Source organism: Amycolatopsis lurida (assembly GCF_900105055.1).
Classification (GTDB): domain Bacteria; phylum Actinomycetota; class Actinomycetes; order Mycobacteriales; family Pseudonocardiaceae; genus Amycolatopsis; species Amycolatopsis lurida.
This window is the reverse complement of record NZ_FNTA01000004.1, coordinates 658,476-676,116: the sequence shown is the minus strand read 5'-3', so window position 1 is coordinate 676,116 and position 17,641 is coordinate 658,476. Positions and strand designations below refer to the sequence as shown.

Genomic DNA, 17,641 nt, shown 5'->3' with positions numbered 1-17,641 from the left:
AACGCCCTCCGTGACCTGTTCACCCAGCGACCGGTCGGCGCCGGCATCTGGATCGCTCTGGCCTGGTGCGCCGGTCTCCTGGTCTTCGCGTACGTCTTGGCCACGATCAGCTGTCGTCGCAAGATCTCCTGACCCGTGGGTCAGTCGTCCGGGCCGCGCAAGGTGAGGACCACCCGGAGAACGTGCTCGACGGCGGCCGGGAACGCGGCTCCGCGTAGTTCGCCGCGGTTGGCGAGGGTGCGCCCGGCGAAGTCCAGCATCCGGTCCTCACCGAGACGCCGGACGGTCAGCGTCGCCACTTCCTCGAGGTCGAGTTCGGGATGGTCCATGCGGGTCAGCGCGAATTCGATGAGCAGCTGTTCGTCCGTCATTTCACACCTCCGTCCCGCCTCGAGGATACGGAGGCGCCGGGCGGTCAGCGCACGGTGCGGCCGAGGAAGTCCCTGATGAGGGCCGCGATCTCCGGACCGTGCGTCTCCAGTGCGAAATGTCCGGCGTCGAGAAGGTGCAGTTCGGCGTCGGGCAGGTCGCGAAGGAACGCGCGGGCCCCGTCGGCGCCGAAGATCTCGTCGTGTTCACCCCAGGTGATGAGCGTCGGCGGGCGATGTTCGCGGAAGTACTGCTGAAAGGCCGGATAGGCGTCGAGATTGAACTGGTAGTCCCAGAACAGCTGTAGTTGCACCTCTTTGTTGCCTGGGCGGTCGAGCAGGGCCTGGTCGAGGGTCCAGGTGTCCGGGGTGAGCCGGTCCAGCCGGTCGGCGGGGATGCCGTGGGTGTACTGCCAGCGGGTCGCCGCGGGCTCCAGGAGCTCGCGCACGGCTTCTTCGTGGGTTTCGCGGTCCTTGGCGTGCGCGAACAGGACATCCCAGAACGGTGTGAAGCCTTCGACGTAGGCGTTGCCGGACTGCACCACTAGCGCGCTGATCCGCTCCGGGTGCCGGCTCGCGATACGGAGCCCGATGGGTGCCCCGTAGTCCTGGAGGTAGAGGGCGAAACGGTCCAGGTCGAGCGCGTCGAGGAGCCCCAGGGTGATCGCGGTCAGGTTCTCGAACGAGTAGTCGAACCGGTCGACGGGCGGGGCGTCGGAGTGGCCGAAGCCGATGTGGTCGGGGGCGATGACGTGGTAGCGGTCGGCGAGTGCGGGGATCAGCGTGCGGAACATCTGCGACGACGTGGGGAAACCGTGCAGCAGCACCAAGGTCGGCGCGGTCGGGTCGCCTGCTTCCCGGTAGAACACGCCGCGGCCGTCGATGGTCGCCGTGCGGTGGAAAACCTCGCCGGCGGAACGGGTTGCTTCGGACATGTCGGGTACTCCTTTGCTCTAACCGTCTAAATATGTTTGAACGGTTAGAGAGAAGCATGCGGGGACCTAACCTGTCAAGCGGTTGACGGAGGGTAGGATGGCGCTGTGCCTCAACGCCCCTTGGTCGGCGAGCCGATCGCTCTGGACCTGCTGAACACCACGTGGCCCGATCGTGGTGCGCAGCAGGACGTTTTCGACGAACCCGGCGGCGTCGGCGCCTGGCTGGCCGAGTGGGACCTTCCGGATACGCCGGGCGCGGAGGAACCGTTACGCCACACGCGTTCCGTCCTGCGCGAGGTGCTCGAGAATCCCGGCGCTTCCGCCGAGCGTGCGCTGAACGAGGTGCTGGCGCGCGGGCGGTTGCGGCCGGAGCTGCGGCGAGGCGGGCCCGAAGAAGCGATCGAGGTCGACGAAGCGGCCTGGCGACCCGCGTGGCTCGCTGCATACGGCTACTTGAGCTTGCTTCGCGCGCGTCCGGAACGGATCAAGCGGTGCTCGGCGTATCCGGCGTGCACGCTGTACTTCGACGACACGACCCGGAACGGCACCCGGCGATGGTGCTCCATGGAAACCTGCGGCAACCGGGCGAAAGCCGCTCGTCACTATCGCCGCGAACGGTCGGCCTAGCGTCCGCTGTGAAGGACTACCGCCGGAACCACCGGCGCCGTTTTTCCGTGGCGTCGGCGGGCTGAAGTCCCAAACTTCCGGTCAGGAAGAAGGTTCCCGTCACGATGTTGCCACGCGCGGGCGGCCGCTCCAGATCGGTGGTCGCGATCGCGACGTCGAGTTCGATCGCGGCGATGGTCCGGACCCGGATCCGATGGAATGCCTCGCCGGTGACGGTGTTCACGGGAGTCGCGACCTCGACGACTTCGCCGGCGAACAGCGCGTGGGCGGAGGGCGCCCAGCCGGGCGAAGGGTCCTCGAGCGCGAAAGTGCCGGACGGGATGAAGTGGTCGGCGGCGAACTTCAGCCCGTCTTCGTCCTGCGAGGCCTCGTAGGCATCGGCGTCTGCGTGCACGGTGATGTCTTCGGCCAGCGCCGCCAGTACCAGGGAGCCGGACTCGAGTCGCCCGCCGGCTTGGGCGAGAACCGCCCGGTCTTCCAGTTCGACCGCGACAGGGCAGACCATCTCCCCGTCACCGTCGAGGAGGTCGAGCATCGCGGTCTCGTCATCGACAAGGCGTACGCCGCTCACCGAAACCGCGGGCGCCGTGCCGGCCAGGCACGGCAGAAGGAAGTCGATCTCGCCCTTGCGGACCTGCGCGACCAGCCGGGCGCCGGAGGAATCCGTCCACACGTGCTCGCTGATCTTCTTGTCGATCTGCCGGGCCGTGCCCGCGCCGATCAGGGAGACCACCCTCTCCCTGAACTCGTCCTCGCTGGTGACGCCGATCCCGATCGCCTCGAAGTGGCTGGACACGCTGTCTCCCCCTGTTGCACGGTCCGCTGGAGGGTAACCGGCCTGCCCGAGCAAGGTCATCCCCGGCCTCTGCCGAGACGCGCATTCACCATCGGGTTGCTTCTCGTGGTGCGACGTCACGCTGGGTCGGCCATTCGGCCGATGAGCACCCGGCCGATGAGCCGATCCAGCCGTGATCATCACCCCATAGCGTGACGACTGTCAGCAATTCGTCGTCTACGGGGAGTTCACGATAATGCTTCGCAAAACAGGCGTACTGATGGTCGGGTTGGCCGCGGCGGGAGCGGTGCTGGCACCGGGGATCGCCGCGGCGGCCGACGGGCCGACGCCCTACGTCATCGGCGGGCACGACGCCACCGAGGACTATTCGTTCATGGTGTCGTTGCAGCAGGACGGGAATCACTTCTGCGGCGGCTCGCTGATCAGTGAGAACTGGGTGGTGACCGCGGCGCACTGCGTGCAGGGAGCGCGGCCGGACCAGGTCAGGACCAGGATCGGGGCACGGCAGCACAACAGCGGGGGCACGGAGACCGGCGTCAGCCGGATCATCGTGCACCCGGACTTCGACCGGCAGAAGCCGTCGGGCGGGGATATCGCGCTGGTGCGGCTGGACGAACCGGTGACCGAGCAGCCGATCAAGATCGCCGAAGCCGTGGGCGACGCGGGAACGGCGACCCGGATCCTCGGCTGGGGCGAGCACTGCGCCGAGCAGAACTGCGGCGCTCCGGAGATCCTCCAGGAATTGGACACCAAGGTCAGGCCGGCGGAGGAGTGCCGCAATCTGGCGACGGGCAAGGAGATCTGCACCGGTTCCGACACGCCGGACGCGATGGGCTGCTATGGCGACTCGGGCGGACCGCAGATCAAGGGCAGGCCGGGTGAATGGGAACTGGTCGGTGCCACCAGCCGCGATGGTGACGCGGATCCGAAATGCGCCAGCGGTCTGGGCATCTGGACCGATGTGACGGTGTACCAGGACTGGATCGCCGAGCAGACGAGCCGAGAGGCGGCCGTGGCCTGATGCCGGGGCGTGTCGCGAAAGCCACCAGAAGTGGCTTTCGCGACACGTTCCCGACGAGCGTTACCGGCGGGTCTTCTCTTCCAGCGCACGGCGTCGAGCGGCCACCTCGTCGGGGTCGTCCCCGAGGACCAGCAGCTGCAAGGTACTTCGCCTGATCGGATCGTCCGTGTGGCCGGTGTCATGGCCTGCCACGATGAGCAGGCGTCCGTCCGCCAGCGCCGGGCGTAGCTCGGCGAGCAGGTCGGTGAGCGCGCCGGCGACGGTCAGCTTCACGGACTCGGCGGGGTGGTCGAGGGCGTCGGGCCGGACGGACTGCATCGCCAGCAACGGGATCGAGCCGCTGGTGATCCGGAAGTTCAGGTCGAGCACGACCTGCTGGCCGTCCAGGGTTTGGGCGCAGTCGAGGCTGCACAGGCCGCGGTAGCCGACATCGGCCGCGCGCTGGGTGATCGCCAGGCATTCGGCGAGCAGCTCGGCGGGAGGGGTGGTGACCGCGCCGAATCTGCCGCCGGCGTAGATCCCGGTCTCGTCGACGCGTTGTTCGGTCACGGCGAGCAGGCGGGCACGAGCGTCCGCGCCCACGTAGAACTGCAGGCCCCAGTTGCGCAGGATCCGCAGGTACTCCTCGACGACGAACTCGCCGAGCACATCGGTGAACGCCGGCAGCGTGATCGGCTCGTGGGCCCGGTGCAGATATACGTCGAGGCTGCCGCCGTGCGCGTCGTTGGTCGCGGCTTTGAGCACCCACGACTTCTCCGACGGCGCCGCCTCGGCGAGTTGCGCACGGGTCACGACGCTGCGGTGGGCTTGGAACCGGGGATCGACCAGCGTGGTGATGCTGGCCTTGTTGTTCAAGTAGCCGACGAGTTGCGCGCTTTTGAGCGCGCGTTCGTCCGGGCACAGCGTGGTCGGCTGGGGGTACTCCATCGACATCAGCAGACCGTCGGACATCGCTTCGGTCACGCGGGCGGCGAACTCCCTTTCGCTCCGGAACGCGCGCAGATCGGTGCCGACCGGCAGGCCGCTGTCACGCAGGAGCGCCAGCAGGTCCGGGTCCGTGCCACCGGCGCTGCAGATCACCGGCAGGTCGGCCGCGACGGCGATCGGTCGTGCGGACACGACGTCACGGCTGTGGCGGTGCTTGTTCACTGGTTCGGCGGCGGCGAGCTCGGGCCGCGCGCAGACGGCGATGCCCGGACCGTACACATCGGTGAGCGAGCGAGGAGCGCTGACGGCGTACGGCAGAACTACGGGGACACTGATGGAGGATCTCCTGTGGAGTGAGTCGGACCGGCCATGACCGGCTGTGGTGTGCGGGTGGAACGAGGGAACCGGTGCCGTCAGCCGAGGACAGGCCCGTTGCCTGTCCGCCGAGGTAGGGCTTGACCCGGCGTGGTGGGCCGGCGTACCTGCCGCCGAGGTCAGCTGAGTGCCTCGGTGAAGCGCGGCGGAGCCAGGGCCGGTCGTCATGGGTCAAGATGAGGGTTCGAAGGTGAGCTTATAGCCGAGGACCTCCTGTCGCCCAACGTGGGAGCGTTTCGTTATCGGTCGTGAGCGCTGCCCGTACGGGCAGCCCGGCGTACCCGAAGGTCTGCCGCTGGGCGGCTGGCCGGTCGGCGCCGCCGCGATCATCGTGGGAAGACCGCCGTCCGAGGAGGTCCGCGTGATCCATGAGGTCGATGAGGCGCTGCGGCGGCTGGTGCGGGACGCGGCCCGGCGCGGCAGCGAAATCGAGGTCGCGTTCGACGCGCCGACCAAGGAATGGGCGGCGCGGCGCAACGCTCCCGCGGTGAACGTCTATCTCTACGACGTACGTGAGGATCTGCGGCGCCGCTCGCGGGGCCTGCTCAACGAGTACGACCCGCTCGGCAAGGTCTCGGCGCGGCACCTTCCGCCCCGGCACATCAAGTTGTCCTATCTGGTCACCGCGTGGACGCAGCGTCCCGAAGACGAGCACCGCGTGCTGTCCGACCTGTTGCTCGGCCTGCTCTGCCACGACGCCGTCCCGGAGTCGGCGCTCACGGGGTCGCTGGCCGAAATGGGACTGCCGGTGCCGATGACGGTCGCGTTGCCGCCGCCGGAGGACCGCGCGTTCGCCGACGTCTGGACCGCTTTGGGCGGCGAGCTGAAACCGTCGTTGGACGTCGTCGTCTCCGCGCCGGTCCACAGTGGACGGGTATACCCGGCCGAACGGCCGCCGCGGGAAGGCTTGAAGCTCGACACCCGCGATGGCGAGCTGATCGGGCACCATGTGGCGGAGAGCGGGGCGGTCGAAGGGCAACGCCGGGTCGCGATGGCGCGTACCCACCGGAAGCCCCGATGAGCCTGGAATACCTGTTCGAGCGGTTGGCCCGGCTCGAACAGCGGATCCGCGACGCGGTCGAGAGCCGCCGGGCCGCCGACCCGAACCCCGACGACCCCTTCCGCGGGCTGTACCTGTCGAACGAGACGATCGACGCGCTGCTGGAGGGCCACCGTGAACCGTTCCCGCCGTTCACGGACTCCGTGCCGGACGGCCGCCTGCGCCCGTTGGCGGAGCGCGCGGGACTCACCGGTGTCGACGTCGAACTGCTGCTGGTCGCGCTCGCGCCCGACCTCGACAGCCGGTTCGAGCAGTTCTACGGCTATCTCAACGACGACGTGACCCGACGCCGGGCGACAGCGGGCTTGGCCTTGCGCCTGTGCGGCATCCCTGAAGCGTCGGCCGCCGGCCGGGCGCGGCTCGACGCCGACGCTCCGCTGATCACTTGTGGCCTGCTCACCATGGAGGAGCAAGAACGCCCCTTCCTGTCACGAACGCTTCGTGTTCCGGACCGGGTGGTGAACCACCTGCTGGGCGACGACCGGCTCGCCCCGGAACTCGCCGGATGCGCACGCCTCGGCACGAACGTCGCCGACGTGGCCGGTACCGATCGGCTGGCCCGTGCGATCAGCGGCCACGTCGCGTTGGTCTATCTGCGGGAGCATCCCGGCGGAGGTGCCGAAGAACTCGGTGTCGCGGCACTGACCGCTGCCGGTTTTCCCGCGCTCGTGGTCGATGCCGCACGGTGGCAGGCGGATTCCGGACGGGGCGAGCTCACCGGTTCGCTCGTGCGGGAGGCGTTGCTGCGCGGCGCGGGGTTGGTGCTGGGCCCGGTCGACGACTCCCCGGGCTTGGAGAAGCTCGCGCATCCGGCGGTCCCGTCGATCGTGCACGGCACCGGGGCCTGGGACCCCCGGTGGAGCGCCGTCCCGCCGTTGCAGCTCGATGCCTTCCCCCTGTCCGTGGCGAGCCGGGTGGGTCTTTGGCGGGGCCATCTCGACAGCGGGCTCGCTCCGGATGTCGACCCCGCGGAGGCGACCGCGCATTTCGTGCTGGGGCCGGCGCAGATCGCCCGCGCGGCGAAGGCGGCGTCGGTGACGGCGCTGGCCGATGGCGGGCCGGTGCGGACGTCCCATCTCCGCGCGGGCGCGCGGAGCCAGAACGCGGCGGGTCTGCAACGGCTCGCCCGGCGCATCGAACCCGCGGTGGACTGGAGCGACCTCGTGCTGCCCGCGGGCGTACTGTCCCTTTTGGACGAACTTGCCGCGCGGGCACGCTACCGGGACCAGGTGCTCGACGTGTGGCGGATGCGGCCCGGCGGCGGCCGCGGCCGAGGCGTGACGGGGCTCTTCGCCGGGGACTCGGGGACGGGCAAGACGATGTCCGCCGAGGTCATCGCCGCCTCGCTGGGGCTGGATCTCTACACCGTGAACCTGGCGACGGTGGTCGACAAGTACGTCGGCGAGACGGAGAAGAACCTGGAACGGATCTTCACCGAGGCGGCCGGCGTCAACGGAGTGCTGCTGTTCGACGAGGCGGACGCGATCTTCGGCAAGCGGTCCGAGGTCCGTGACGCACACGACCGGTACGCGAACATCGAAAGCGCCTACCTGCTGCAGCGGATGGAGACCTTCGACGGCATCGCGGTGCTGGCCACCAATCTGCGAGCGAACCTCGACGAGGCGTTCACCCGGCGGCTGGACGTGATCGTGGACTTCCCGTTGCCGGACGTCGAGCTGCGGCGTCAGTTGTGGGACCGCTGCCTCGGCGCTCGAATGCCCCGGGCCGACGACCTGGACCTGGGTTTCCTGGCCGAAGCATTCGAACTCGCCGGGGGCCACATCCGCTCGGCCGCGGTGACGGGCGCGTATCTGGCCGCGGAAGCCGGCCGCCCGGTGACGATGGCGGATCTGGTCGGCGCGGTCGCGCGGGAATACCGCAAGCTGGGCAGGCTGTGCCTGGACCGCGAGTTCGGCCCGTACCTGGCGATGGTGACCGACGGCTGACCCCGCCCGTTCGGGCAGCCGATGCCGCCCGTTCGGCCGCGCACGCAGCCTGGTGCGCGGCCGGGCGACGGCGCAAGCTGGACAGGCGGCGTAGCGACCCGAGGGAGCGGACCATGCGCGGGCACAGTCACGACAACGACCTTGAACCGAGCCTGCGGCCGAAGGGCGACCGGGTGGACCGGGACGAGGGTGGCCTGCTCGGCCGCGCCGCCGCGGCCGGGCGCACCGATGTCCTCGGCCCCGCCGGCATGCTGGATCTGCAGCGCGCGGTGGGAAACGCGGGGGCGAGCACCCTGGTCGAGGAGGAGCGCTCCCCGGTCCACGACGTGGTCACCTCGGGCGGCGCGCCCTTGGACGCCTCGACGCGCGCGGACATGGAGGGCCGCTTCGGGCACGACTTCGGTGACGTCCGGGTGCACACCGACGGCGCCGCGCACGATTCGGCGAAGTCCGTCAACGCGCAGGCTTACACGGTGGGCTCGAGTATCGTGTTCCAGCGGGACAAGTACGACCCTGGTTCGGATTCGGGCAAGCATATGCTGGCGCACGAGCTGACCCATGTCGTCCAGCAACGCAGCGGGCCGGTGGACGGGACCGACGCCGGTGGCGGGGTGAAGGTTTCGGATCCCTCCGATCGGTTCGAGCGCGAGGCCGTCGCGAACGCCGACCGGGTGATGTCGATGCCTGCTGTGTCGCCGACGGGGCCCGCGGTCCAGCGGTGCGCGGATGACGGCGAAGCGCACGTTCAGCGCGAAGAAGCTCCTGAGGCCGAGGAAGGCGAAGAGGAGAAGATGGCGCAGACGTACGTGCAGCGAGAGGAAGAGGCCGAAGAAGAAGCCTCGTAGGCGCGTCCCAGTCTGGACGGCGGCTCGTACGGTCGAAGCACACGAACCATCCACTCGCGACTCTCTCAAGGAATCGGGTCACCGTCCTTGTCTCGATCTGGTCCGCCTTGCCGGAGGAGGCGAACTTGTCGGCTTCGTCGAGATTCTTCGGCGCCTGCTTGGCCACGGCGGCGTTGACCGCGGCGACGAAGGCGGCTTTGTCGAACCCCGCCGGTTCTGCGGCGGCCATCTTGTCCGCCTGCGCCGCCTTGGCTTGCGCTTCCTTGTCGTCGGCGGGCGCGACCGCGGCGTCCCGCGCCTTCTTGACCCTCCGCGGTGGGGGCGGATGCGCCTTCGCCGCTTTCGCCTGTCCGCTGACGTCCTTCTTGAGCGACCCGAACTTCGGGTCCGACGCGGGCGTCACACCGGCGGGTGCGACCGGGGGAGCGGGGCAGCTGCTGCGCCGCAAACCGACGAGGCGGGTCACCGCGGCATTGCCCGCGGTGGCCGGCGGCCGCAGCAGCGACGGCGGCGCGGCGCGCGGGCTTGACCGGCCGCGCGGGTTCCGCGGCCGGGGTCTGTGCCATGTTGTCCCGGCCCGCCGGCATGTCTTCACTTTCGGCTTCGCCGGGCCGGTTGCCGACAGCCGGAAGGGCGGGCCCCGCCGTCCGGACGGGCAGTTGCCTTTTCGGGCAGAGATTGGTTCCCGCTGACCTATCCGCTCGGTCGTTTCGCCGTACGCGCCCACACCGGAGCATCACCGATGACAGAGAGTGCGCCGACAAGGGAGGCTCGCATGCCCACCTATCTCACCCCGGGTGTGTACGTCGAGGAAATCGAGGCGGGCGCCCGGCCGATCGAGGGTGTGGGCACCGCCGTCGCCGCCTTCGTCGGTTTCGCGGCGGACGGCCCCTTCAACACGCCCACCCTGGTGTCCAACTGGACCCAGTTCACCCAGACCTTCGGCGACTTCGTCGAAGGCTGCTATCTCGCCCAGTCGGTCTACGGCTATTTTCTCAACGGTGGTGCGAACTGCTACATCGTCCGCATCGGCGGCCCGCGGGGCGACGGCGGGGCCAACGGCGCGGCGCCGAAGGAACCGACGCGCCAGGCGGTGCTCGGTGGCTACCGTTTCATCGCGAAGGAGCTGCCGAGCGGTGGACAGGCCGGTGAGCTCACCGTCGAGGTCGCGGAACCGGCCGGCGAGAACCCCGGTGACGACCGGTTCACCGTGCTCGTCAAGAAAGACGGCAAGGTCGTCGAAACCCACCACGTGACCACCAAGCGCACCAAGGAGAACGTCGTCACGTCGGTGCGCGAGAAGTCGAACTTCATCACGATCGAAGAGCTCGCGACCGCCGGCGCGGTGGCGAAGCCGGACCGTGGCACCGCCGTGCTCACCGAGCCGCCGCAGCCACCGCCCGTCCCGCGGCGCATCGCGGCCGACGACTATGTCGGCGACGTCGCCGATCGCACCGGTTTCGGTGGCCTGGAGGCGATCGACGAGATCACCATGGTCGCGGTGCCGGACCTGATGGCCGCCCACCAGCGCGATCTGATCGACCTCGACGGCGTCAAGGCCGTGCAGCTGGCGATGATCGCGCATTGCGAGCTGATGGGGGACCGGATGGCGATCGTCGACCCGCCGCCCGGGCTCACTCCGCAGGAGATCCGCACCTGGCGCATGGACCAAGCCGGGTACGACTCGAAATACGCGGCGCTGTACTACCCGTGGGTGCAGGTGCTCGACGCCGCCAGCGGGACCAACACGTACGTGCCGCCGAGTGGATACATGGCGGGGGTGTGGGCGCGCACCGACGCGACCCGCGGTGTCCACAAGGCACCGGCGAACGAGGTCGTCCGCGGCGTTCTGGCGCTCGAGACGCATCTGACCAAGGCGGAGCAGGAGCTGCTCAACCCGATCGGCGTGAACTGCGTGCGTTCCTTCGCAGGCAAGGGGATCCGGATCTGGGGAGCGCGAACGTTGTCGAGCGATCCGGCGTGGCGCTACCTCAACGTGCGGCGGCTGTTCAATTACCTCGAGGAATCGATCCTCAACGGCACCCAATGGGTCGTGTTCGAGCCGAACGACGACGCGCTGTGGGCCCGCATCCGGCGCACAATCAGCGCTTTTCTGGTGATGGAGTGGCGCAAGGGCGCGTTGTTCGGCCTCACTCCCGACGAGGCCTTCTTCGTGAAATGCGACCGGGAGACCAACCCGGCCGAGGGGATCGATCTCGGTCAGGTGATCTGCGAAGTGGGCATCGCGCCGGTGAAACCGGCGGAGTTCGTGATCTTCCGGCTGGCCCAGATGTCCGGCGGCACCAGCCTGGTCAACGAATAGTGAAAGGGCTCCGAAATGGCACTTCCCGATCTTGACAAGGCCGTCGGCCACTCTTTCGGGCTTGAGATCGACGGCGTACAGATCAAGCAGATCTCCGAGGTCTCCGGGCTGAAGATGGAGCAGGACGTCATCGAGCTCAAGCAGAACACCGCGGACGGCAAGTACGTCATCAAGAAGCTCCCCGGTCGCCCGAAGGCAGGCGAGGTGACGCTGACCCGTGGTCTGACCGACGACAGCTGCTTCGAGAAATGGGTCAAGGACGCGCACTTCGGCAAAATGGGGTCCGCTCGTAAAGGCGGCGCGATCATCGTCTACGACTACGAAGGCACCGCGCTCAAGCGCTACAAGCTCACCAACGCGTGGCCGAAGAGCCTGGAGATCGGTGCGCTGAAGGCGGGCGACACCAGCGTGCTCACCGAGAAGCTCGTGGTCACCTACGAGCAGATGGAAGTCGAGTGAGCCCATGCGCAGGGTGATGGCGTCGGCACCGCCGGCCGAGGAACCCTCCGTCATGCCGGAGGAGCAGGCTCGGCCGCAGCTGCGGACCGAGTTCGCGTTCGAACTCCCGCGTGGGTACGTCGACGACGCGGGGAAGGTGCACCACTCGGGGGTGATGCGGCTGGCGACCGCGCGGGACGAGCTCGTCCCGCTGCGGGACGACCGGGTCCGGGAGAACTCGGCCTTCCTCACGGTGGTGCTGCTGGCGAGGGTGATCACCCGGATCGGCGACGTCACCGACGTGCACGCCGGAGTCATCGAGAACCTGTTCGCTTCGGATCTGGCGTTCCTGCAGGACATGTACCGGCGCGTCAACAGCGAAGGCCATACGCGGGCGGGTGTCGCCTGCCCGGAGTGCGGCCACGGGTTCGTCGTCGACGTCGCCGGCGGCCGCCTGGGGGAATCGTGACGTACGCGGCCGGACGGCTGCACGAGGAAGTCGCGTACGTCGCCTACCACCTGCACTGGTCGCTCGACGACATCCTCGACCTCGAACACCACGACCGGTTGACCTACGTCGCCGAGATCGCCCGGATCAACACTCGGATGAGCGAGGGACGGTGACGCTGCGATGTGGACGTGGCGCAGGAAGGAGCCGGGCTCGCCCTCGGAAACGCCGACACCGGCCACGTGGGCGACGGCCCGTGCCGAATGGCGTACCCTGCCGCCGATCCAGCGCGTCGTCGCCGAGCATCCGGTGATCAACCCGGTGCAGCGCTTCAGTTCCTCGCTGACGTCCTGGCGGAGCCCTGCCTACCTGGAGCGGCTGGGCCATCGGGTCGGTCCGGCCGAACCCGCGGGTGTCATCGATGGTCTGGCGCGGACGGCCGAGACCCCCGCGCCGGACTTGCCCGTCGTGCAGCGGTCGGCCCGCAAACGCGGTGTGCTGTCCCGGCTGTGGGGAATGTCGGTGCAGCGCGCCGCCGAACCGGATCCTTCGGAATCCACGGCCGTGCTGCCGCGCGAGGAGGCGGTGACAGAAGAGCCCTCGCCGGAGGGGCCGGGGGCGGCTTACGAGCCGACGACCGCATTCGTACTGCCGTCCGTGGCTGTCCGATCGCGTGAAGCCGACCGGCCGTCGATGCCGTTGACGGCCGCCGGTCCGTCGGTGATCCCGCCGAGCCCGCCGGTGAGGACGGTCCAGGCGGTCCGGCCGGAAACCCCGAGCGCCCCGGTTCACCCACCGAGCGCGGCAATCGAACAGTCCCCTGTGGACAGTCCGGCGGCTGTCGAGCTCTCGGCGGTGGACACTTCGACACCGGAACCCGATTCGGTTGAGACCCGCTCTGTCGATACAGCACCTGTCCCGGCACTGCCGCTTCCCGCACCGCCACCCGTCATCGAACCGGCCGCCTCGGGAAAGACGCCGCCGGGTGAGCCGGTGCGGCCGGCGCTCCCGGTCGTCCAACGGACCGAGCAGGCCGGGACATCGCCGCGACGGCTCGGACTCGGCGCACCGATCGTGCCGGACCCAGGTGAGACGCGGACGCCGGTTCCGCCGCCCGTCGAGCCGACCGCCGTCGAACCCGAAGCGCCCGTACCGGCAGACAGCGCCGCGGAGACGAACGCGCCACTGACAGGTGCCGTCGAAACCACAGTGGTTCCCGCGCCTCTCGCCGAAGAAACCGCGCCGGTCGCGGACGACGTTCCACGCCCGGTCGCACGGATCGCGGAGGGAGCGGACCGGATCCCGACGGCAGCGTCGGTAGAGACGCCGACTCCGGTCAGCTCGGCGTCGGCATCGGTGTCGCGGACCTCCGCGGCGGAGCCTGTCCAGCGTTCGATCATCGGACCGGCGCTGAACCCGCCGTCGTCCGGTGCTCCGGTCTTCAAGCCGGTGCAGCGTCTCCGTGACGAATCGCCGGGGAAGCTCCCGGAAGACCCGCAGATCACGGTCTCCCGGGCCGTCTCGCCGCAACCGAGCCTGCCGACGGCCCCCTTGTCGCGATCTTCACCGGGCACCACCTTCGATGCCCTCGCAGCCGCGGAGCCGCCCGGGACGCCGGGCGGCTCGGCGAGTGCTTCATCAGCATCGGAGCGGACGGCACCGACGTCATCGCTGCCGGTGGCGCGTGCCGTCGAAAACGTGGCCGTGGCATCACCCGTGCAGGCGACGATCCCGGCGAGCCTGCCGACGCTCACCGCCCCGGCCGACGAGAGGCGCGGTGAGAGCGCACAGCTGCCCGCGCCGGCCGTGTCCCGGGTGGTCGAGGCTCGGCGAAGCGCGAGCCCGCTGCCGTCGGTCCGGGTCCTGGACGGCTCGGCGGCGCCGAAGGTCCAGCGTGCCCACGAACCGAGCCCCGTCGTCGCGGAGCCGCACGCGAGCAGGACGGTTCTTCTGACACCTCACCCGCTGATGGCGGCACGCCCGGTCTCGAGAATCGCCGCTCGCCCGGACCCGGCCCCGCGGCCACTTTCGCCGCGCAACGACAGCCCGGTGAGCGCCGAGGGAACCGAACCGTTGCCGGTGGCGAGGATCGTCGAAGCCACTCCGCCCGGGCATAACGGCCGACCGTCCACAAGGGACGTTTTGCCGACCGTTCGACGCGCTGCGTCGAGTGAGCGGGCCGACCACGGCAAGAGTGTCGTGCTCGACCTGCCACCCGTCGTCGTGACGCGACAGGCGGAGACCTCGGTCGTCCAGCGCGAGCCGGAAGCATCACCGCCGGAACCCGTCGCACCGCCGGAACCCGTCGCGCCGCCGGTCGCCGAGCCGGAGCCCGCTGCGGCGGGGCCATCGGCGGCGGTGGCTGCGCCTGCCCCGCAACCGGAGACCGAGGAACTCGTCAAGAAGCTGTTCGACCCGCTGCTCCGGCGACTGAAGACCGAACTCCGTCTCGACCGTGAGCGCCGCGGCGCGCTCACCGATCGCCCGCACTGAAGGAGAAGCCGATGCCGGACGCGGAAGAAGCCGTCGCCGTTTGTTACGTCGTCAAACTCGACGACAGGAACCTCGGCAACCTCGGCGCATTCAGCAGCTGCGAAGGGCTGGGCTGTGAGTTCGTCATGGAGCAGCGGGAAGAGGGCGGCAACAACGGTATGGTCTGGCAGCTCCCGACGCGGATCAAGTATTCCAACGTCAAGCTTTCCCGCCCGGTCACCGAAGCCAGCTCGCAGATCACGAAGTGGTTCGCCGACATGGCGAGCGGCATCGAGCGCAAGACCGCGACCATCGAAGCGCGCACCCTCGAAGGCACCGTGATCGCCAGCTGGTCGTTGGAGGGTGTCGTCCCCGTGCGCTGGAGCGGGCCGCAACTTTCGCCCGACTCGCCGAAGGTCGCCACCGAGACCCTGGAACTGGCCCACCACGGCTTTCTCAGCCCGGCGAAGAAGGGCTAGCCATGTCCTCGCCCGTCACGTTCACCTCCGCCGGATCCCAGCCACCGGCGGCGTACGGCTCCGGCGAACCGGCGCCGAACAACCTCCAGCGCGCACTGCTCGAGGTCCGCAAGCCTCCGCAGTCCGGCGGCACCGGGCAGCCCGGCGCCAAGCTGTTCGAGATCAGGTTCCAGTTCAACCCCAAGGAACTCTCGCTCACCAAGAACGCCAAGTGGGGCCGCGACCCGCAGCGCAACGCGAAGAAGAGCGGACCACCCGAGTTCAAGGGCTCGGACCCGTGCAAACTCGCGCTGGAGATGTTCCTCGACGCCACCGACAAGATGGACGACGCCGTCGTCAAGAAGGTCGAGCAGCTCTTCACCTGCTGCGTCGCCACCGAGGAAAGCCGCCAGCACGGCAAGGGTTCGCCGCCGTGGGTGATCTTCAAATGGGGTGGCATGACCGGCTTCCCCGCCTATGTCGCCGGCGTCACCGCGAAGTACACGCTGTTCACCCCGTCGGGCACTCCGGTGCGCGCGGTCTGCACGGTGAACCTGGAGGAGATCGCGGGCGAGCTGAGCGGGCAGAACCCGACGTCGGGCGCGCTGGCGGCGCGGGACACCCATGTGTTCGTCGCCGGCGATTCCCTGCAGGCGGTGGCGTTCCGTGCCTATGGCGACGCGGGGAAGTGGCGCGCGATCGCCGACGCCAACGACATCGACGACCCGATGCGACTGCGGCCCGGCACCCGGCTGCTCGTGCCGGCGCTGGAGGAACTCGATGGCTAACGAGAGCTTCGCGAACAACCTCGTCGTCGAGGTCGACGGTGGTCCGCTGCCCGACGACGTGAAGACGCTGCTGTCCTACGCCTATGTCGACGACAGCCGGAACCTGCCGGACATGTTCGTCCTGCGGTTCCGCGACTCCGGGCACGTGGTGCTGGACAAGGGGAAGTTCAAGGTCGGCGCGGAGATCAAGCTGAAGGTCCAGACCTCCGATCCCGAAGCGCCGCAGGAGCTGCTCTCCGGCGAGGTCACCGCGGTCGCGATCGACCTCGACCGGATCGGCACCTTCACCGAGGTGCGCGGCTACGACCACGCGCACCGGCTGTTCCGCGGCCGCCGGGTCGCGGTCTACCCGGGGATGAGCCTCGCCGACGTCGTCACGAAGGTGACCCAGCGGGCAGGGCTGAAGGCCGGAAAGATCGATCCGGTCCCCGGTGTCGGCGGGCGCCCGCATACCCAGTTCAGCCAGGACAACGTCAGCGACTGGGAGTTCTTGTCCCGGCTGGCGGAGTCGGTCGGCGCCCATATCGCGGTCCGCGGTGGCGCGCTGAACTTCAGCCTGGCGGAGAAGCCTTCGGCGGCACCTGCCACCACCGCGAAGGCCCACACCGACCCACTGGTGCTCGAGGCGCACCGGACCCTGGTCAGCCTGCGCGCCAGCGTCACCGCGGCCGAGCAGGTGCCCGAGGTCGAAGCTCGCGGATGGGACATCGAAACGAAGAAGGCCGTGGTGGCCGTCGAAAAGCCGAAGAACGCCGGGACCGAGGTCGAAGGCGTCGACCCGGTCACGCTCGCGAACAAGTTCTCCAGCCCCAAATACGTCTCGGCGGATACGCCGCGCCGGACTCAGGCCGAGGCCAAAGCGGCGGCGATCGCGCTGTCCGAACGGCTCGGCGGCGCCTGCACCGAACTCGACGGGGTGGCGAAGGGCAACCCGAAACTCCGGGCGGGCGCGGCGGTGACGCTGACGGGTGTCGGCAAGCCGTTCGCCGGCAAGTACACGCTCACCAGCACCCGGCATCTGTTCAACGCCGAAGTCGGTTACACCACCGAGTTCGCCGTCTCCGGACGGCAGGAACGCTCCCTCTACGGCCTGGTCGCCGGTGGCCCGAGCACATCGACGTGGTCCGGAGTGGTACCCGCGGTGGTCAGTGACGCGAAGGATCCCGCCGGGCTCGGCCGGGTCAAGCTGATCTTTCCCTGGCTGGATCAGAACTTCACCAGCAACTGGGCGCGCACGGTGCACCCCGGCGCCGGGAACGGGCGGGGCGCGCTGGTCATGTCCGAGGTCGGCGACGAGGTGCTCGTAGGCTTCGAGCACGGCGACTTCGAAGCCCCGTACGTACTCGGCGGGCTCTACAACGGCGCCGACGCGGTCCCGAAGTTCACCGCGTCGCCGATCGACGGCAACAGCGGTGAGATCGCGGTACGGGGTTTCGTCTCCCGCAAGGGACACAAGCTCGAATTCGCCGAACAGGACGGCATCGTCGTCGCTTCCGGGGACGGGAAGCTGGTGGTCAAGCTGGACCAGAAGAACCAGATGATCGAAGTGACCAGCGGCAAGGGCGTCACGGTGAAGGCGCGGAACGGGGTGAGCATCGACGCGGGCGCTGGTCCGCTGGAGCTCAAGGGCCAGAAGGTCTCCGTGAAGTCGGCGACCGAGGCGACCGTCGAGGCGGGCAGCGGCCTGAAGCTGTCGGGCACGGCGGGCGTCCAGGTCGAGGGCGCGACGGTTTCGGTCAAGGGGCAGGGCCAGGCGGAGCTGAGCGCGAGCGGCATCGTGACCGTGCGCGGCAGCGTGGTCAAGATCAACTGAG

General features: G+C 69.2%; 18 protein-coding genes. 14 read left to right on the top strand and 4 right to left on the bottom strand.

The features are described from left to right. Positions 1 to 140: 140 nt before the first annotated feature. Positions 141 to 371 (bottom strand): hypothetical protein, encoded by a 231-nt coding sequence (locus BLW75_RS08240; protein ID WP_034307403.1) that lies wholly within the window; start codon positions 369 to 371, stop codon positions 141 to 143. 44 nt (positions 372 to 415) lie between these two features. Then, positions 416 to 1,303, bottom strand: a complete 888-nt coding sequence (locus tag BLW75_RS08235) for an alpha/beta fold hydrolase (RefSeq protein ID WP_034307401.1) — start codon at positions 1,301 to 1,303, stop codon at positions 416 to 418. Between the two features lie 105 nt (positions 1,304 to 1,408). Between BLW75_RS08235 and BLW75_RS08230 the strand changes: the two genes are divergently transcribed. Next, complete coding sequence (locus BLW75_RS08230) at positions 1,409 to 1,930, top strand: CGNR zinc finger domain-containing protein (protein WP_034307399.1); 522 nt, start codon at positions 1,409 to 1,411, stop codon at positions 1,928 to 1,930. A gap of 16 nt (positions 1,931 to 1,946) precedes the next feature. Here BLW75_RS08230 and BLW75_RS08225 read toward each other — a convergent pair whose 3' ends face one another. Then, the gene (locus tag BLW75_RS08225; RefSeq protein ID WP_034307396.1) at positions 1,947 to 2,726 is read right to left on the bottom strand and encodes a hypothetical protein; all 780 of its coding nucleotides are present in this window, start codon (positions 2,724 to 2,726) and stop codon (positions 1,947 to 1,949) included. A 235-nt stretch (positions 2,727 to 2,961) separates the two neighbouring features. Here BLW75_RS08225 and BLW75_RS08220 point away from each other — a divergent pair, with 235 nt between their 5' ends. Continuing rightward, positions 2,962 to 3,747, top strand: coding sequence for a S1 family peptidase (locus tag BLW75_RS08220; RefSeq protein ID WP_091597154.1), 786 nt, complete (start codon positions 2,962 to 2,964; stop codon positions 3,745 to 3,747). A gap of 60 nt (positions 3,748 to 3,807) precedes the next feature. Here BLW75_RS08220 and BLW75_RS08215 read toward each other — a convergent pair whose 3' ends face one another. Further along, positions 3,808 to 4,953, bottom strand: a complete 1,146-nt coding sequence (locus tag BLW75_RS08215; protein WP_034307394.1) for a hypothetical protein — start codon at positions 4,951 to 4,953, stop codon at positions 3,808 to 3,810. Between the two features lie 457 nt (positions 4,954 to 5,410). Between BLW75_RS08215 and BLW75_RS08210 the strand changes: the two genes are divergently transcribed. The 12 genes from BLW75_RS08210 to BLW75_RS08155 all read left to right on the top strand — a co-directional run bounded on the left by BLW75_RS08210 (position 5,411) and on the right by BLW75_RS08155 (position 17,640). Further along, entirely contained in the window at positions 5,411 to 6,070 is a 660-nt protein-coding gene (locus BLW75_RS08210) for a Pvc16 family protein (protein ID WP_034307392.1), read from the top strand. After that, positions 6,067 to 8,055: an ATP-binding protein gene (locus BLW75_RS08205; protein WP_034307389.1), complete on the top strand. Its 1,989-nt coding sequence runs from the start codon at positions 6,067 to 6,069 to the stop codon at positions 8,053 to 8,055. The genes BLW75_RS08210 and BLW75_RS08205 overlap by 4 nt, the downstream gene beginning before the upstream one ends. A gap of 113 nt (positions 8,056 to 8,168) precedes the next feature. Beyond that, entirely contained in the window at positions 8,169 to 8,900 is a 732-nt protein-coding gene (locus tag BLW75_RS08200; RefSeq protein WP_034307387.1) for an eCIS core domain-containing protein, read from the top strand. A 125-nt stretch (positions 8,901 to 9,025) separates the two neighbouring features. Then, positions 9,026 to 9,592 (top strand): hypothetical protein, encoded by a 567-nt coding sequence (locus BLW75_RS43185; RefSeq protein WP_158005363.1) that lies wholly within the window; start codon positions 9,026 to 9,028, stop codon positions 9,590 to 9,592. An 83-nt stretch (positions 9,593 to 9,675) separates the two neighbouring features. After that, positions 9,676 to 11,223, top strand: a complete 1,548-nt coding sequence (locus BLW75_RS08190) for a phage tail sheath family protein (protein ID WP_034307384.1) — start codon at positions 9,676 to 9,678, stop codon at positions 11,221 to 11,223. Between the two features lie 15 nt (positions 11,224 to 11,238). After that, the gene (locus BLW75_RS08185) at positions 11,239 to 11,682 is read left to right on the top strand and encodes a phage tail protein (RefSeq protein ID WP_034307381.1); all 444 of its coding nucleotides are present in this window, start codon (positions 11,239 to 11,241) and stop codon (positions 11,680 to 11,682) included. 4 nt (positions 11,683 to 11,686) lie between these two features. Then, a complete protein-coding gene (locus tag BLW75_RS08180) occupies positions 11,687 to 12,130 on the top strand; it encodes a hypothetical protein (RefSeq protein WP_034307378.1) in 444 nt (147 codons plus the stop codon). Beyond that, on the top strand, positions 12,127 to 12,285 hold the full coding sequence (locus BLW75_RS08175) for a DUF6760 family protein (protein WP_016333592.1): 159 nt from the start codon (positions 12,127 to 12,129) through the stop codon (positions 12,283 to 12,285). The genes BLW75_RS08180 and BLW75_RS08175 overlap by 4 nt, the downstream gene beginning before the upstream one ends. 7 nt (positions 12,286 to 12,292) lie before the next feature. Next, positions 12,293 to 14,602: a hypothetical protein gene (locus BLW75_RS42760; protein ID WP_091597151.1), complete on the top strand. Its 2,310-nt coding sequence runs from the start codon at positions 12,293 to 12,295 to the stop codon at positions 14,600 to 14,602. An 11-nt stretch (positions 14,603 to 14,613) separates the two neighbouring features. Beyond that, positions 14,614 to 15,060, top strand: a complete 447-nt coding sequence (locus tag BLW75_RS08165) for a phage tail protein (protein ID WP_034307372.1) — start codon at positions 14,614 to 14,616, stop codon at positions 15,058 to 15,060. A gap of 2 nt (positions 15,061 to 15,062) precedes the next feature. Continuing rightward, positions 15,063 to 15,827: a CIS tube protein gene (locus BLW75_RS08160; protein WP_034307369.1), complete on the top strand. Its 765-nt coding sequence runs from the start codon at positions 15,063 to 15,065 to the stop codon at positions 15,825 to 15,827. After that, positions 15,820 to 17,640 (top strand): VgrG-related protein, encoded by a 1,821-nt coding sequence (locus BLW75_RS08155; RefSeq protein ID WP_034307367.1) that lies wholly within the window; start codon positions 15,820 to 15,822, stop codon positions 17,638 to 17,640. Before BLW75_RS08160 ends, BLW75_RS08155 begins: the two co-directional genes overlap by 8 nt. The last annotated feature ends 1 nt before the right edge of the window (position 17,641 follow it).

Bases quoted from the DNA above. Each gene is read 5' to 3' on its own strand.
- BLW75_RS08185 (WP_034307381.1), top strand. From the start codon at position 11,239: ATGGCACTTCCCGATCTTGACAAGGCCGTCGGCCACTCTTTCGGGCTT.
- BLW75_RS08205 (WP_034307389.1), top strand. From the start codon at position 6,067: ATGAGCCTGGAATACCTGTTCGAGCGGTTGGCCCGGCTCGAACAGCGG.
- BLW75_RS08190 (WP_034307384.1), top strand. From the start codon at position 9,676: ATGCCCACCTATCTCACCCCGGGTGTGTACGTCGAGGAAATCGAGGCG.
- BLW75_RS08200 (WP_034307387.1), top strand. From the start codon at position 8,169: ATGCGCGGGCACAGTCACGACAACGACCTTGAACCGAGCCTGCGGCCG.
- BLW75_RS08155 (WP_034307367.1), top strand. From the start codon at position 15,820: ATGGCTAACGAGAGCTTCGCGAACAACCTCGTCGTCGAGGTCGACGGT.
- BLW75_RS08220 (WP_091597154.1), top strand. From the start codon at position 2,962: ATGCTTCGCAAAACAGGCGTACTGATGGTCGGGTTGGCCGCGGCGGGA.
- BLW75_RS08180 (WP_034307378.1), top strand. From the start codon at position 11,687: ATGCGCAGGGTGATGGCGTCGGCACCGCCGGCCGAGGAACCCTCCGTC.
- BLW75_RS08240 (WP_034307403.1), bottom strand. From the start codon at position 371: ATGACGGACGAACAGCTGCTCATCGAATTCGCGCTGACCCGCATGGAC.
- BLW75_RS08160 (WP_034307369.1), top strand. From the start codon at position 15,063: ATGTCCTCGCCCGTCACGTTCACCTCCGCCGGATCCCAGCCACCGGCG.
- BLW75_RS42760 (WP_091597151.1), top strand. From the start codon at position 12,293: ATGTGGACGTGGCGCAGGAAGGAGCCGGGCTCGCCCTCGGAAACGCCG.
- BLW75_RS08165 (WP_034307372.1), top strand. From the start codon at position 14,614: ATGCCGGACGCGGAAGAAGCCGTCGCCGTTTGTTACGTCGTCAAACTC.
- BLW75_RS08235 (WP_034307401.1), bottom strand. From the start codon at position 1,303: ATGTCCGAAGCAACCCGTTCCGCCGGCGAGGTTTTCCACCGCACGGCG.